Annotated in this window: 12 protein-coding genes; 9 read left to right on the forward strand and 3 right to left on the reverse strand. The window is 68.5% G+C overall.

The window, feature by feature from the left end:
- The first annotated feature begins 256 nt into the window (after positions 1–256).
- The 3 genes from glpD to glpK all read left to right on the forward strand — a co-directional run bounded on the left by glpD (position 257) and on the right by glpK (position 4,278).
- A complete protein-coding gene (gene glpD, locus J5226_RS00145; RefSeq protein ID WP_215837846.1) occupies positions 257–1,768 on the forward strand; it encodes a glycerol-3-phosphate dehydrogenase in 1,512 nt (503 codons plus the stop codon).
- 162 nt (positions 1,769–1,930) lie between these two features.
- Entirely contained in the window at positions 1,931–2,650 is a 720-nt protein-coding gene (locus tag J5226_RS00150) for an MIP/aquaporin family protein (RefSeq protein ID WP_215837847.1), read from the forward strand.
- Positions 2,651–2,772: 122 nt separating this feature from the next.
- Complete coding sequence (glpK, locus tag J5226_RS00155) at positions 2,773–4,278, forward strand: glycerol kinase GlpK (protein ID WP_215837848.1); 1,506 nt, start codon at positions 2,773–2,775, stop codon at positions 4,276–4,278.
- A gap of 260 nt (positions 4,279–4,538) precedes the next feature.
- On the opposite strand, the gene J5226_RS00160 is transcribed toward glpK, so the two are convergent.
- Positions 4,539–7,703: an efflux RND transporter permease subunit gene (locus tag J5226_RS00160; protein WP_215837849.1), complete on the reverse strand. Its 3,165-nt coding sequence runs from the start codon at positions 7,701–7,703 to the stop codon at positions 4,539–4,541.
- 136 nt (positions 7,704–7,839) lie between these two features.
- Positions 7,840–8,826, reverse strand: coding sequence for an efflux RND transporter periplasmic adaptor subunit (locus tag J5226_RS00165; RefSeq protein WP_255322940.1), 987 nt, complete (start codon positions 8,824–8,826; stop codon positions 7,840–7,842).
- A gap of 245 nt (positions 8,827–9,071) precedes the next feature.
- On the opposite strand from J5226_RS00165, the gene J5226_RS00170 reads away from it, so the two are divergent.
- From J5226_RS00170 to J5226_RS00190, 5 genes are all read left to right on the forward strand, one after another.
- A complete protein-coding gene (locus J5226_RS00170) occupies positions 9,072–9,770 on the forward strand; it encodes a TetR/AcrR family transcriptional regulator (protein WP_215837851.1) in 699 nt (232 codons plus the stop codon).
- 173 nt (positions 9,771–9,943) lie between these two features.
- Positions 9,944–10,612 carry a protein-L-isoaspartate O-methyltransferase gene (locus J5226_RS00175; RefSeq protein ID WP_215837852.1) on the forward strand — a complete coding sequence of 223 codons (669 nt, stop codon included), beginning with the start codon at positions 9,944–9,946 and terminating at the stop codon, positions 10,610–10,612.
- 88 nt (positions 10,613–10,700) lie between these two features.
- Complete coding sequence (locus tag J5226_RS00180; RefSeq protein WP_255322943.1) at positions 10,701–12,152, forward strand: TolC family outer membrane protein; 1,452 nt, start codon at positions 10,701–10,703, stop codon at positions 12,150–12,152.
- Between the two features lie 254 nt (positions 12,153–12,406).
- Entirely contained in the window at positions 12,407–12,697 is a 291-nt protein-coding gene (locus J5226_RS00185; RefSeq protein WP_215837854.1) for a hypothetical protein, read from the forward strand.
- Positions 12,698–12,741: 44 nt separating this feature from the next.
- Positions 12,742–13,038, forward strand: a complete 297-nt coding sequence (locus J5226_RS00190) for a hypothetical protein (RefSeq protein ID WP_215837855.1) — start codon at positions 12,742–12,744, stop codon at positions 13,036–13,038.
- A 12-nt stretch (positions 13,039–13,050) separates the two neighbouring features.
- On the opposite strand, the gene waaA is transcribed toward J5226_RS00190, so the two are convergent.
- Positions 13,051–14,349, reverse strand: a complete 1,299-nt coding sequence (waaA, locus tag J5226_RS00195; protein ID WP_215837856.1) for a lipid IV(A) 3-deoxy-D-manno-octulosonic acid transferase — start codon at positions 14,347–14,349, stop codon at positions 13,051–13,053.
- 515 nt (positions 14,350–14,864) lie between these two features.
- Between waaA and lpxL the strand changes: the two genes are divergently transcribed.
- Positions 14,865–15,791 (forward strand): LpxL/LpxP family Kdo(2)-lipid IV(A) lauroyl/palmitoleoyl acyltransferase, encoded by a 927-nt coding sequence (gene lpxL, locus J5226_RS00200; RefSeq protein WP_215837857.1) that lies wholly within the window; start codon positions 14,865–14,867, stop codon positions 15,789–15,791.
- The last annotated feature ends 26 nt before the right edge of the window (positions 15,792–15,817 follow it).

A 15,817-nucleotide genomic window follows, 5' to 3' on the forward strand; every position in this document is an offset into this window, starting at 1 on the left:
CTCCCCCGCATCGGGATTTTTTTGTCCGCGGCCACCGCCGCGGGCCATCGCTCGATTCGGCGCACATCGAATGCGTACGGCCGCTTCGCCGCCGAAACCGACACCGATTCCTCACCCGCCATTGATGTGAACCCAAGCAACAATCGCCGGACCGCGCTATGCCATCATCCCGGCGCACCCTGCGCCGGCGCCGCGCGGCCCGGCGCGGGACCGCCCGCCCCAAGCCGCACGACCCACGCTGCATGACCGAAGCCGCATGACCGAAGCAGAAGTACCCACGGCCGACCTGCTCATCGTCGGCGGCGGCATCAACGGCGCGGCGATCGCGCGCGACGCGGCCGGACGCGGTTTGTCCGTGATCCTGTGCGAGCGCGACGACATCGCCTCGCACACCTCCAGCGCCAGCACCAAGCTCATCCACGGCGGCCTGCGCTATCTCGAACAGTTCGAGTTCGCCCTGGTCGGCAAGGCTTTGGCCGAGCGCAAGCGCTTGCTGCACATGGCCCCGCACATCATCTGGCCGCTGCGCTTCGTGCTGCCGCACCAGCCGCATCTGCGCCCGGCGTGGATGATCCGCATCGGCCTGTTCCTCTACGACCGCCTCGGCGGACGCCGCAGCCGCGAGCTGCCGGGCTCGCGCTCGGTCAACCTGCGCAAGCACATCGCCGGCCGCGCGCTGCGCGAGGAATTCAGCCGCGGCTTCGTCTATTCCGACGCCTGGGTGCAGGACGCGCGGCTGTCGGTGCTCAACGCGATGGACGCGTCCGAACGCGGCGCGGACGTGATGGTGCGCACCGCCTGCCTGTCGGCGAACCGCGGCGCGCAGCATTGGGACGCGCAGCTGCGCGGCGCCGACGGCGCGATCCGCCAGGTCCGCGCGCGCGCCCTGGTCAATGCGACGGGGCCGTGGGCGGCGAGCTTTCTCGACCAAGTCGCGCACGTCGAACACAAGCGCAGCCTGCGCCTGATCAAGGGCAGCCACATCGTCGTGCCGCGCCTGTTCGAGCACGACCACGCCTACATTTTCCAACAGCCCGACCGGCGCATCGTGTTCGCGATCCCCTACGAACACGACTACACCCTGGTCGGCACCACCGACGTCGATTACCGCGACGACCCGTCGGCGCCGCGCATCTCCGGCGAGGAAATCGACTACCTGTGCGCCGCCGCCTCGCGCTACTTCCAGCGCCCGGTGCTGGCCGAGGACGTGGTGTGGACCTACAGCGGCGTGCGTCCGTTGCTCGACGACGACAGCGACAAGGCTTCGGAAATCACCCGCGACTACGTGCTCGACCTCAACCGCGAGGGCGCACCGCTGTTGAGCGTGTTCGGCGGCAAGATCACCACCGCGCGCAAGCTCGCCGAGGAAGCCTGCGACACCTTGGCGCCGTTGCTCGGCAACCGCCGCGCGGCCTGGACCGGCGCCTCGAAACTGCCCGGCGGCGACCTGCCGAACGCCGATTTCGAGGCGTTTTTCGAGGATTTCAGCCTGCGCCGCCCGTGGCTGCCGGATGGGCTCGCCTATCGCCTGTGCCGCAATTACGGCAGCCGCGCGCTGCGCGTGGTCGAAAGCTGTTCGCGCCTGGAAGACCTGGGCCAGCGCTTCGGCGCGGACTTGTTCCAGACCGAAGTCGATTATCTGATCGACTTCGAATGGGCGCGCACGGCCGAGGACATCCTGTGGCGGCGGTCCAAGCTGGGCCTGCGTTTCGATGCGGCCGGGCGGGAAGCGTTGCAACGTTACGTAACGCAACGCACCGCCGCATGATCGCCGGAATCTCTCGATCGCGCCCTGTAGGAGCGACGCGAGTCGCGACCGCGACATCACGCTTGCGTCGTAAGCGCGCGGTCGCGGTCGCGGCTCGCGTCGCTCCTACAGTCGGACACCCACCCCGCTGACGTACCCCGCGACACCAGGAGATCCACCGCAATGGCCACACCGATGTCGCAATACCTCAGCGAGTTCATCGCCACCGCGATGCTGATCCTGCTCGGCAACGGCGTGGTCGCCGGCGCCCTGCTCAACAAATCGAAAGCGCAAGGCGCCGGCTGGGGCGTGATCACCGCGGCCTGGGGTTTGGCGGTGCTGATCGGCATCTATATCGCCGGCCCGACCAGCGGCGCGGTCATGAATCCCGCGCTGACGGTCGCGCTGGCGTCCATCGGCAAGCTGTCGTGGTCGGTCGTGCCCGGCTTCGTCCTCGCCCAGGTCGCCGGCGCGTTCCTCGGCGCGACCTTGGTGTGGCTGACGTACTTGGCGCACTGGCGGGTCAGCGACGATCCCGAACTCAAGCGCGCGATCTTCTGTACCTCGCCCGCGATCCGCGACACCAGGGCCAATGTGCTGACCGAAGTCATCGGCACCTTCGCTCTGACCTTCGGCGCGCTCGCCATCGGCGCCAACACCCTCGCCCCCGGCATGGGCCCGCTCGGCGTCGGCCTGCTCGTGGTGGTGATCGGCATGTCGCTCGGCGGCCCCACCGGCTACGCGATCAACCCCGCGCGCGACCTCGGCCCGCGCCTGGCCCACGCCCTGCTGCCGATCGCCGGCAAGGGCGGGTCGGATTGGGGCTATGCGTGGGTACCGGTGGTCGCACCGATCGTTGGCGCGCTGTTGGGCGCGTTCGCGTTCCAGGCGGTTTATGGCTAGGAGATAGCGGATAGGAGGTAGGAGATAGCCAAAGCGCGCACCTCCCCCTTCCTCGTCTCTACGCTCTTCCTATCTTCTATCTTCTATCTTCTACCCGCTAACTCCCAACCCGGCGGCCCACCATGACCCAGCGCTACATCCTCGCCATCGACCAAGGCACCACCAGCTCGCGCGCCATGCTGTTCGACCGCGACGGCAGCATCGTCGGGGTGGCGCAGCGCGAGTTCGAGCAGATCTTTCCGCGGCCGGGTTGGGTCGAGCACGATCCGCGCGAGATTCTCGCCAGCGTGCAGACCACCGCCATCGAGGTGATGACCAAGGCCCAGGTCAGCGCCGCGCAGATCGCCGGGATCGGCATCACCAATCAGCGCGAGACCACGGTGGTGTGGGATCGCCACACCGGGCAGGCGGTGCACAACGCCATCGTCTGGCAGTCGCGGCAGACCGCGCAGATCTGCGAGCAGCTCAAGGCCGAGGGCTATGAGGAACTGGTGCGCGAGCGCACCGGGCTGCTGATCGACGCGTACTTTTCCGGGACCAAGGTCAAGTGGATCCTCGACAACGTCGAGGGCGCGCGGGCCAAGGCCGAGCGCGGCGATCTGCTGTTCGGCACCATCGATACGTGGCTGATCTGGAACCTGTCGGAGAATCACGCCCACGTCACCGACTACAGCAACGCCTCGCGCACGCTGATGTACGACATCCATAAGCGCGAGTGGTGCCCGGAGTTGCTGGAGATGCTCGGCGTACCGGCCTCGATGCTACCGGAAGTGCGCTCCAGCAGCGAGGTCTACGCCCACACCGGCGCGCGGCATTTCTTCAGCAACTCGGTACCGATCTGCGGCGTCGCCGGCGATCAACAAGCGGCGCTATTCGGCCAAGCCTGCTTCGAGGCCGGCATGGCGAAAAACACCTACGGCACCGGTTGTTTCATGCTCATGAACACCGGCGAGAAGGCGGTGCGTTCGGACAACGGCTTGCTGACCACCATCGCGTGGGGCGTCGACGGCAAGGTCGAGTACGCGCTGGAAGGCAGCATCTTCGTCGCCGGCTCGGCGGTGCAATGGCTGCGCGACGGTTTGCGCATGCTCGGCAAGGCCAGCGATTCGCAGGCCTACGCCGAACGCGCGCGCTCCACCGACGGCGTTTATTTCGTCCCCGCCTTCGTCGGCCTGGGCGCGCCGTATTGGCGCAGCGACGTGCGCGGCGCGATGTTCGGCTTGACCCGCGGCACCAGCAAGGAACATTTCATCCGCGCCGTGCTCGAATCGCTGGCCTACCAGACCCGCGACGTGCTCAGCGCGATGCAGGCCGACGCCGGCATCGAACTGACCTCGCTGCGCGCCGACGGCGGCGCCATCGCCAACGATTTCACCGCGCAGTTCCAGGCCGACATCCTCAACGTCGCGCTGGAGCGGCCGCGCATCAACGAGACCACGGCGCTGGGCGCGGCCTATTTGGCGGGTTTGGCGGTGGGCTTCTGGGACAGCCGCGAGCAGATCGCGCAGCAGTGGCAGGTGGAGCGCAGCTTCGAGCCGAAGATGCTGGAGGCCGAGCGCGAGAAGTTGTATGCGGGGTGGAAGCGGGCGATCGAGGCGACGCTCGCTTTCAGCGTGGAGCACGCCTGACGCCTGCGACGGCTGCTACGCAACTTCCATCGCGTCATCCCTACCCTACCTCGTCATCCTCCTACGCCGTCATTCCGGCGAAAGCCGGAATCCATTTTGACTTTGCTTTCGCGCTTGCCCGAGCCGCGACCGCATCTTCGCGAAAATCAAAATGGATTCCGGCTTTCGCCGGAATGACGGGGTGAGGGGGATGCCGGAATGACGAGGTGAGGGGATGAAGGAACCGAAGGAAACGCCGCCGCAACGAAGCGGCCGGCCGATCACGTCTCCTGCGGCACCTTCACCTTGAACCAAGCCGCGTACAACGCCGGCAGGAACAGCAAGGTCAGCAGCGTCGCCACCATCAGCCCGCCCATGATCGCCACCGCCATCGGCCCGAAGAAGGCGCTGCGCGAAAGCGGAATCATCGCCAGGATCGCCGCCAGCGCGGTCAGCACGATCGGGCGGAAACGCCGCACCGTCGCGTCGACGATGGCCTTCCACGGTTCGTGGCCCTCGGCGCGGTCCTGTTCGATCTGATCGACCAGGATCACCGAGTTGCGCATGATCATGCCCGCCAGCGCGATGGTGCCCAGCATCGCCACGAAGCCGAACGGCACCCGGAACACCAGCAGGAACAAGGTCACGCCGATCAGGCCCAGCGGCGCGGTCAGCAGCACCATGAAGGCGCGCGAGAAGCTGCGCAGCTGCAGCATCAACAGGGTGAACACCACGAACAGGAACAGCGGCATGCCGGCGTTGATCGACTTCTGCCCGCGCGCGGAGTCCTCGACGCTGCCGCCGACATCGATGGAATAGCCGTACGGCAGCTTCGCGCGCATTCCGTCCAGGGTCGGCGAGATCTGCGCCATCACCGTCGCCGGCTGGGTGCCGTCGTAGATGTCGGCGCGCACGGTCATGGTCGGGCGGCGGTCGCGGTGCCAGATGATGCCTTCCTCGAAACCGTATTCGAGCGTGGCGATCTGGGTCAGCGGCACGCTGCGGCCGTTGCTGGTCGGCACCATCAGATTGCCGAGCATGTCGAGCTGGATGCGCTCCTCGCCCGGGCCGCGCAGCAGCATTTCGATCAGGCGGTTGCTCTCGCGATAGGTGCTGATGTGCGAGCCCGACAGCGAGCTGGACAGGAACTGCGACAACTGCGCCGAGCTCACGCCCAGGGCGCGCGCGCGTTCCTGATCGACTTGCAGGCGCACCACCTTGCTTGGCTCGTCCCAGTCGAGATTGACGTTGGCCACGTGCGGATTCTCGCGGATCTTCTCGCGCGCCTGATAGGCGAGCTTGCGCACCTGATCGATGTGCTCGCCGGACACGCGGAACTGCACCGGATAGCCGACCGGCGGGCCGTTTTCCAGACGGGTCACGCGCAGTTGCAGCTCGGGGAAACGCGGCGCCACGTCCTGGATGATCCAGGTGCGCAGCGTCTCGCGCGCCTTCAGGTCCTTCGGCATCAACACGAACTGGGCGAAATTCGCCGCCGGCAGCTGTTGATCCAGCGGCAGGTAGAAGCGCGGCGAGCCGGTGCCGACGTAAGCGACGTAGTTCGCCACGTCCTTGCGCTGCTTGAGCATCGCCTCCAGGCGCGCGGCCTGTTCGGCGGTCTGGCGCAGCGAGGCGCCCTCGGCCAGCTCCATGTCGATCATCAGCTCCGGCCGCACCGAGTCGGGGAAGAACTGCTGCGGCACGAAGCGGAACAGGAAGATCGAGCCGACGAAAGCGGCGATGGTCACCGCGATCACCAGCCAGCGCCGGCGCACGCACCACAGCACCCAGCCGCGGAAGCGCACGTAGAACTTGGATTCGTACGGATCGTGGGCGTGGCCGTCGATCGCCGGCTTGGGCGCGATCACCTCGGCCAGTGCCGGCACGCGCCGGGCCATACCTTCGCGCGCGCCTTGCCAGCGCGCGGCCAGCGAGCCGGGCTTGGGCGGCGCGGCGGCGTGGCCGTAATCGGGCAGCAGCTTGTCGCCGAGGAAGGGAATGAAGGCGACCGCGGCTATCCACGACACGCACAGCGCGATGGTCACCACCTCGAACAGCGAGCGGGTGTATTCGCCGGTGCTCGAGGCCGCGGTGGCGATGGGCAGGAAGCCGGCGGCGGTGATCAGGGTGCCGGTCAGCATCGGGAACGCGGTGCTGTCCCAGGCGAACGCGGCCGCGCGCAAGCGGCTGTAGCCCTGCTCCATTTTGATCGCCATCATCTCGACCGCGATGATCGCGTCGTCGACGAGCAAGCCCAGCGCCAGCACCAGCGCGCCGAGCGAAATCTTGTGCAGGCCGACGCCGAAGAAATCCATGACCGCGAAGGTCATCGCCAGCACCAAGGGGATCGACAGCGCCACGACCAAGCCGGTGCGCAGGCCGAGCGAGAAGAAGCTCACCAGCAGCACGATCGCGACCGCCTCGGCCAACACGCGGATGAATTCGCCGACCGATTCCTCGACCGCGGCGGGCTGATCGGCGACCTTGCGCAACTGCATGCCGGCCGGCAGGGTCTGCTGCAGGCGCGCGAATTCGGCCTCGAGCGTTTTGCCGAGCTTGAGGATGTCGCCGCCTTCCTTCATCGACACGCCGATGCCGATCGCGTCCTCGCCCATGAAGCGCATGCGCGGCTGCGGCGGGTCGGCGAAGCCGCGGCGCACTTCGGCGACGTCGCCGAGGCGGAAGGTGCGGTCGCCGACGCGGATCGGGAAATTGCGGATCTGCTCGACCGAGGTGAACTGGCCGCCGACGCGGATCGGCACGCGGCTCGACGGCGTCTCGAAGAAGCCCGCCGGCACCAGCGCGTTCTGCTGGTTCAGCGCGTCCTGCACCGCTTGCGCGGGAACGCCGAGGGTGGCGAGCTTCACGTTCGACAGCTCGACCCAGATTTTTTCGTCCTGCACGCCGAACAGTTCGATCTTGCCCACGTCCGGCTGGCTCTGCAGCGCGAGCTGCACGCGGTCGGCGTAGTCCTTGAGCACGGCGTAGTCGAAGCCCTTGCCGGTCAGCGCGTAGATGTTGCCGAAGGTGTCGCCGAATTCGTCGTTGAAGAACGGGCCGACGATGTCGTCGGGCAGGGTCGGACGGATGTCGCCGATCTTCTTGCGCACCTGATACCACAGGGGCTGGATGTCCTTGGAGCGCATCGAGTCCTTGGCGGCGAAGATCACCTGCGACTCGCCGGGACGCGAGTACGAGCGGATGAACTCGTACTGCCCGGTCTCCATGAGCTTCTTCTCGATCCGCTCGGTGACTTGGCGCGACACCTGTTCGGCAGTCGCGCCCGGCCACATCGTGCGCACCACCATCACCTTGAAGGTGAAGGCCGGGTCCTCGCTGCGCCCCAGGCGCAGATAGGACAGGGCGCCGGCCAGGGCCAGCACCAGCATCGCGTAGACGATCAGGCTGCGGTGGCGCAGCGCCCATTCGGAGAGATTGAAACGCATGGGTTCGACTCGCTCGTACTTTTATCGCGGTCTTAGCGCGGTGTTGGGTTGCGGTCCCGGAGCGAACGCGGCGGCGCGATTCGCGGCCGCGCGCGCGGGTCCGGGCGGAAGCGCGGCGCGGCGGCCGCGCGTGCGCTCAGCGCTCGACCGGGTGGTTCTCGCGATCCACCGGCAGCACTTTCTGTCCGTCGCGCAGCAGATGGCCGCCGGCCACCACCACCCATTCGTCCGCGCCCAGGCCCGAACGCACCGGCACCCGTTCGGGGCCGTAAGCGCCGGTGGCGATGGACTTGAGCTTGACCGTGCCGGCGCGCGGATCGGCGACGAACACCGCGGTGCCCTGCGCGGTCTGCTGGACCGCGGCCAGCGGCACGCTCAGGCCCGAGGCGCCGGGGTCGGCTTGGTAGATGCGCGCGCTCTGGCCGAGTTCGAGCGTTCCGGCCGGCGCGTCGACGGTGACCCGCGCGGCGTAGGTGCGCGAGGCCGGATCGGCCGCCGGCGCGACTTCGCGCACGCGGCCCGGCCAGCGCTTGCCCGGGATCGACCACAGTTCCACCTGCACCGGCTGGCCCGGCTTGAACGCGGCGATGGCGCCCTCGGGCACGGCGAAGGCGACTTCGCGCACGCCGTCGGCGGCCAGCGCGAACACCTGCTGGCCGGCGGCGACCACCTGCCCGGCCTCGGCGCTGCGCGAGGCGATCACGCCGGCGGCGGGCGCGCGCAACTGGGTGTAGGCCGATTGATTGCGCGCGACTTCCCAATTGGCCCGGGCCGAATTGAGCTGGCCTTGCGCGGCCTTGGCCTGGGCGTCCTGGGCGTCCTTGGCCGAGCGGCTGATGAGCTGATCCTTGGCCAGTTGGTCGAAGCGGACCTGATCGGCGCGGGCGCGGGCGTACTCGGCCTCGGCGGCGTTGAGCTGGGCCTGGGCGGCGCGGGTCTGCGCGTCCAGATCGCCCGGGTCGAGCACCGCCAGCACTTGGCCGGCGCTCACATGGGCGCCGACATCGATCTTGCGTTCGACCAGCTTGCCGCCGACCCGGAACGACAGCGGGCTTTCCTCGCGGGCGCGGACCTCGCCGGCGTAGGCCGACACTGCGGTCACCGCGCCGCTGGGCTTGGCCACCAGCACCGGCCGGGCCGCTTCGGCGGTAGGCTTGGCGCCGCCGCACGCGGTCAGGGCCAGCCCCAGGGCCGCCGCCAGCCACCATGCGGGCGCGGCCGGACCGTCGATGACGGGTCGGGGCCTCGCGGTCCGATCTGTGAAGGAAGCAGGAAAAATCCGGCTACGCATTGCGGACGGCCTCTGGGCGAATTAATGTACTTGTCAGTACTGTATAAATATCAAACCCGATAGTCCAGTATTCAATCATGGTCTCACCCCGCTCCACCAGCCAATCCGACGCCGCCGGTCAGAAGCCGGCCGAATCGCCGCCCGCCGCGCACAAGCCGGCCGGGCCCGGCCGGCCGAAGGATCTGAGCAAGCGCAACGCCATCCTCGAGGCGGCCAAGCGGCTGTTCCTGATCCAGGGCTACGACGGCGTCAGCATGGATCAGATCGCCGCCGAGGCCGGCGTCTCCAAGCTCACCGTCTACAGCCATTTCGGCGATAAGGAGACGCTGTTCGCGGCCGCCGTGCGCGCCCATTGCGAGCAGCACCTGCCGCCGCAGCTGTTCGCCGCGGAGCCCGGCACGCCGCTGCGCGAGCGCCTGTCGGCGATCGCCGCGGCCTTCTACGAGATGGCCGCCGCGCCGGAGGCGATCCGCATCCACCGCCTGCTGTGCACGCCGCAACTGGCGCAATCGCCGCTGACCCGGCTGTTTTGGGACGTGGGTCCGCATCGTTTGCACGAAGAATTCGCCGGCCTGCTGCGGCGCCGGGCCGAAGCCGGCGAGTTGGATCTGGACGACGCCGACACCGCCGCGCGCCAGTTCTTCGCCGTGCTCAAGGGCGAGCCGTACGCCTTGCTGATGCTGGGCTATCCGCTGCCCGCCAAGGCCGAAATCCGCGCGCATCTGGAGGCTTCGGTGGACATGTTCCTGCGCGCTTATGCGCGGCGCGAGCGCTGACTGTGCCGGGTCTGGCGCGCCCCGCGGATCGGCGTAAGTGCTCGCCCTGCCAGGAGTTCTGGTGACTTTCGGCACTAAGCCCGGTCACCGGCCTGGTTAATTCTTTTTCCCCGCCGGGACGCGCGGTCCCGGTAGAATTCGCAGTTCCCGCGCACGAATTCCGCAGACCCCACATGACTACGATCGATTACGCCAAAGCCCGTGAACTGATGGTCGAACAGCAAGTTCGGCCCTGGGACGTGCTCGACCCGCGCGTGCTCGACGTGCTCGCGGCCCTGCCGCGCGAGGCCTTCGTCGCCGACGCGCACAAGAACCTCGCCTACACCGATCTGGCCCTGCCGCTGGGCCACGGCGAATTCATGATGAAGCCGGTGATGGAAGGCCGCACCCTGCAGTCGCTGGCGGTGGACCCCACCGACGACGTGCTGGAAATCGGCACCGGCAGCGGCTACCTGACCGCCTGCCTGGGCCGTCTGGCGCGCGAAGTGGTGAGCCTGGAAATCCACGCCGACCTCGCCGCGAGCGCGCGCGAGCGGCTGGCCGCGCAGACCATCCTCAACGCCCAGGTGATCGACGCCGACGCGTTCAACTACAGCACCGACCGCCGTTTCAACGCCATCTGCGTGACCGGCGCGGTGTCGCAGATCCCGGCGCAGTGGCTGCAGTGGCTGCAGCCCGGCGGCCGCCTGTTCGTGGTGCGCGGCCGTTCGCCGGCGATGGAAGCGGTGTTGGTCGGCGGCGGCGAGCGCAACGAAGTCAACGCTTCGCGCATCCAGTCGTTGTTCGAAACCGATTTGGCTTATCTGCAAGGCGGCGCGCCTGCGCCCGCCTTCGAGTTCTGACCGTCCTGTCAGTTGTACGTCAGCCCCGCGTAAGAGCCCGCGTGCCAGCATGCGGACCCATCAAAACATGCAAGTCCAAGGAAGCCGCATGGCCCGCCGCACGATTCGCCGACCGCTCGTTCTCGCCCTCGCTCTAGGCCTGTTGCCGGCCGCCGCGTCCGCCGAAGACCTGCTGCAGACCTACGAGCAGGCCCGCCAGAGCGACCCGACGCTCGCCCAGGCCGAATCCACCCGGCTGGCGACCAAGGAAGACCGCGTCCAGGCGCGCGCGCGGCTGTTGCCGTCGCTGACCGGCGAGGCCCGCTTCAGCCGCACCCGCACCGACAGCAAGTACGCCGGCGGCAGCGGCAACGACGATCCGAACGATCCGAACGGCCCCAACGGTCAGCCGATTCCTCTCGGCACCAAGATCAGCAACGAGAGCAGCACCCGCAGCTACGGCCTCAACGCCAGCCAGGTGATCTACAACCGCTCGCTGATCAAGGGCCTGCAAAGCCAGACCAAGCTCAGCGAAGCCTCCGACTACACCTTCGAGTCGGCCGGCCAGGACCTGATCGTGCGCACCTCGCAGGCCTACTTCAACGTGCTGGTCGCGCTGGAGAACCTGGCCGCGACGGTGGCTTCGGAAACCGCGCTGCAGAAGCAGTTCGACTACACCACCAAGCGCTTGGAAGTCGGCCTGGCGCCGATCACCGACGTGCACGAAGCGCGCGCCCAGTACGACAACGCGCGCGCGCAGACGATCATCGCGCGCAACACGGTGGAAGATAACTATCAGGCGCTGAGCCAGATCACCGGCCAGCCGGTGACCACGCTCAAGGCGCTGCCGGCCGACTTCAAGCCGAATCTGCCGGAAAGCCAGCAGGTCGACGCCTGGGTCGACAACGCGGTCAACTCCAATCCCTCGCTGCACGCGCAGAAGCTGCAGGTCGAATCGGCCGACCTCGCGGTGGAAACCGCACGCGCCGGCCACTGGCCGACGCTCGCCTTGAACGGCGGATACAGCGACAACACCGGCTGGAGCGACCGCGACCTGCTCGGCCGCACCTTCGAGACGCCGGCCAGCACCACCCGCGGCCCGACCTTCGGCATCACCCTGTCGATCCCGCTGTATTCCGGCGGCGCGGTGCAGTCCGGCGTGCGCCAGGCCCTGGCCCGCCGCGACGCGGCCCAGGACCAGTACGAATTCCAGCGCCGCCAGTTGGTGCGCAGCACCCGCAGCGCGTACCAGAACCTGGTCGCCGGCATCAGCGAAGTCGAAGCGCGCCGCCTCGCCGTGGTCTCCGCGCAGGCCGCGTACGACGCCTCGCAGGTCGGCCTGGAAGTCGGCACCCGCACCGTGCTGGACGTGCTGAACAACCAGCGTACCCTGCTGCAGGCGCAGCAGTCCTACGCCCAGTCCAAGTACAACTTCCTGCTCAACCGCCTGTTGCTCGAACAGGCCGCCGGCTCGCTCGACATCGCCGACGTGCAGGACGTGAACCGCCTGCTCAGCGCCGACGCCGCGACCAATCTGGCGCCGCCGCCGGCGATGCGCTGAGGCGCGCGAAGCGCCCTTCGAACGAAACGCCGGCATCGTCCGGCGTTTTTTTTGCCGCCGCCGACACGGCGCGCGGGCGACTGCGGCCCGCGCTCTAAGACTCGTCTGATTCGGCGCTCGCCGTGATCGCAATCCGAAAATCCCGAGCCGGCGCGGGCCTCGCCCGCGTTCGCCGCCTCGACGCGGTTGCTAGCTTGATTCGGCCCGCGATGCGCACCGCATCGCCGCGCCTCTCCCGAATCAAGGAGCCTTCCATGCCGGCACGAACCCTTATGCGCCATCTCGCTCTCGCGGTCTGTCTGATCGCGATCCCCGCTTCCGCCAACGATCTGCTCAGCGCGAAAATCACCGTCACCGTGGCCGACACCAGCCAGGCGGAAGCCTCCGAAGGCGCGTCGTGGAGCGCCCAGAACAAATGCGAACTGCTCGGCGGCTTGGTCGACTCGGTGGAAGCGCGCGCGGAAGGCGCCTTCCAGATCAACGGAGCCACGATGCATCTGGCGCGCGGCGAGGCCGTGTGCCTGCTGAAGCGAGGTCCCTGGTAAGCCGCGCCGATCCCGATCGCTTCCAAGACCTTACGGAGGTTCCCATGTCGCTGCAAAAAACCTTGCTGTTCCTGGCCGGCGCCGCGGCGCTGACCGTCGCCGCCGATCGCGCCCGATCGCAGACCTCGGCGCTGGCGCACTACACGATCAGCGAGACGGCCGCGGCCGAACATGCGCAGCAATCGATGGATGCCGCGCGCTGGGCCGCGGCCAACCGCTGCCGCTCCTTCGGCGGCAAACCGGTCGATCCGGCGTCCACGGAGTTGTATGGCGCGATCCTGGTCAACGACAAGGCGACCTATCTGACCCGCGCCGAAACCACCTGCGCGCTCAAGCGCTGAATCCGGCCCGGCTCAACGCGCCGACGGCGGCAACGCCGGCTGCAGCAAGGCCATCGTGCGCACCAGCGCGCCGCGGCCGGTTTCCACCAGCGCGCGGCCGGCGGCGACCATTTGCGCGCGTTCGGCCGGATCGGTCAGCAAGCGCTCGACCGCGGCTTCGACTTGCTCGGCGTCCTGGCCGATGCGCAGCGCGCCGGCATCGTCCAAGCGCTGAGCGATCTCGACGAAGTTGTGCAGGTGCGGGCCGGTGACGATGGCGGTGCCGGTCGCGGCCGGCTCGAGCAGATTGTGCCCGCCGATCGGTTGCAGGCTGCCGCCGACGAAGGCCACATCGGCGCAGGCGTAGAAGCTCATCAATTCGCCGAGCGTGTCGATCACGAACACGTCGTCGCCCGGCTGCGGCCAGCGCGCGCGCGAGCGCGTCGACACCTGCCAGCCGGCGCTGCGCGCGTTCTCGGCGACGATGCGGAAGCGTTCGGGATGGCGCGGCGCCCACAGCAGCAGCAAGCCGGGAAACCGCTCGCGCAGGCGCCGGTGCATCGCCACGGTCACCGCTTCCTCGTCCTCGTGCGTGCTCGCGGCGATCCACACCGGACGCTCGCCGGTATGGCGATGGCATTCCTGGGCGAAGTCCTCCAGCGAATCGGGCACGCTGACGTCGAACTTCAGATTGCCGGTTTCCACCACCTGGCTCGGATCGGCGCCGAGCTCTACGAAACGCTCGCCGTCGGCGCGCGATTGCGCGGCCACCGCGCGCACCGTGCGCAGCGCGCGGCTGACCAGCGGCGCCAGCACCCGGTAGCCGCGCAGCGAACGCTCCGACAGCCGCGCGTTGAGGATGTAGGCGGGAATGCCGCGGTCGCGGCAGCCGAACAGCAGGTTCGGCCACAGCTCGGTTTCCATGATCAGCGCCGCGCACGGCTGGTGATGCTTGAGGAAACGGCCGACCGCGCCGGGCAAGTCGTAGGGCAGGTACACGTGCTCGACCGAATCGCCCCAGGCCGCGCGCGCGCGGTCCGAGCCGGTCGGAGTGATGGTGGTCACCAACAAGCGCAGGTCCGGGCGGCCGCGGCGCAGCGCGTTCACCAGCGGAATCGCCGCGTTGACCTCGCCGACGGAGACCGCGTGCAGCCACAGCGTGCGGGTCTGGGCCGGGCCGCGGTAGACCGCGTAGCGCTCCAGCCAGCCGCGGAAATACGCGGGCTGGCGGAACCCGCGCCAAATCAGGTGATAGACCGTGACCGGAGCCAACAGGTACAGGGCGACCGAATACAGGCCGCGCAACAGGCGCTCGATCAAATCCTTCCGCATGCCGCCAAGGATAAAGGCTGCGGCGGGATTCGGGGCGTAGGCGTCGTTCACGAAGGCGGAGATGCGCTGGCGACACCGGCGGTTCGCGGAAGTTAGCCCGTCTCCTCATTCCCCCGCCCCCCTCACTCCACCATTCCCCTCACTCCGCCGCTCCCCTACCCCCGTCATTCCGGCGAAAGCCGGAATCCATTTTGATGTTGCTGCTGTTTCCCACGCGCTGAAGCGCGAAGCGAAACGCAAAATGGATTCCGGCTTCCGCCGGAATGACGGGATTGAGGAGCGTAACGTCCGCGGTGCGGGCACGCGGCCGTGAGCGGCTCAGCTGAAGCGAGCGATGTGGCGGCGCGGTGAGCGACGCAGGCCATGTAAGCAGAGGCTGTGGCTGCAGTTGCAGCCGCACAGCTGACCGCAGCATCGCCGAGTGCCCAGCCCGCACCGCCCCCACCCGCTCCGCGTTTCGCCGGGCAAGTCCCTCCGCCACGGGCATTCCTGCCCGTAGCGAATAAACTACCGCCATGGCCGAACCCGCCCTGCCCCCCCGTCCTTCCCTGCTCGAACCGCGGCTGTGGCCGATGTGGCTGGCGCTGGCCGCCATGTGCGCCGGCGCGCGCCTGCCCTGGGCGCTGCAGCGCGGGCTCGGCGCGCTGATCGGCGCGTTCGCGCTGCGCGTGGCCGGCACCCGCCGGCGCGCGGCGCGGATCAATCTCGCGCTGTGCTTCCCCGAGAAAAGCGAGGCCGAACGCGAGGCGCTGCTGCGCGAGAGCTTCCGCGACCTCGGCATCGGTTTCTTCGAATTCGCCCGCGCCTGGTGGGGCGGCGTCGCGCCGATGCGGCGCACGGTGCGGATCGAGGGGCTGGAGCTGCTCGACGACGTGCGCGCGGCCGGCCGCGGCGTGCTGATGGTCTCCGGCCACTTCATGACCCTGGAAATGTGCGGCCGGCTGATGTGCGACCGCCTGCCGCTGGCCGGCATGTACCGCAAGCACCGCAACCCGGTGATGGAATGGGCGGTCAAGCGCGGCCGCCTGCGCTACGCCGCGGCCATGTTCACCAACGAGGAAATCCGCCCGGCGATGCGCCACCTCAAGCAGGGCGGCTTCCTGTGGTACGCGCCGGACCAGGACATGCGCGGCAAGGACACCGTGTTCGCGCCGTTCTTCGGCGTGCCGGCGGCGACGATCACCGCGACCCACCAGTTCGCGCGCCTGGCCGGCTGCGCGGTGGTGCCGTTCTTCCATCGCCGCGAAGGCGCCGACTACATCCTGCGCGTCGGCGCGCCGTTAGCGGAGTTCCCGTCCAGCGACGCCACCGCCGACAGCGCGCGGGTCAACGCCCAGATCGAGGCGATGGTGCGGCAGGCGCCGAGCCAATACTTGTGGATCCACCGGCGCTTCAAGCGGCGGCCGGAAGGCATGACCTCGCCGTACAAAAAATCGCCGTAAGCCGCGAGGGCTCGGGGTAGGAGCGG

Source organism: Lysobacter sp. K5869, from assembly GCF_018847975.1.
In the GTDB taxonomy this organism is placed as follows: Bacteria; Pseudomonadota; Gammaproteobacteria; order Xanthomonadales; family Xanthomonadaceae; genus Lysobacter.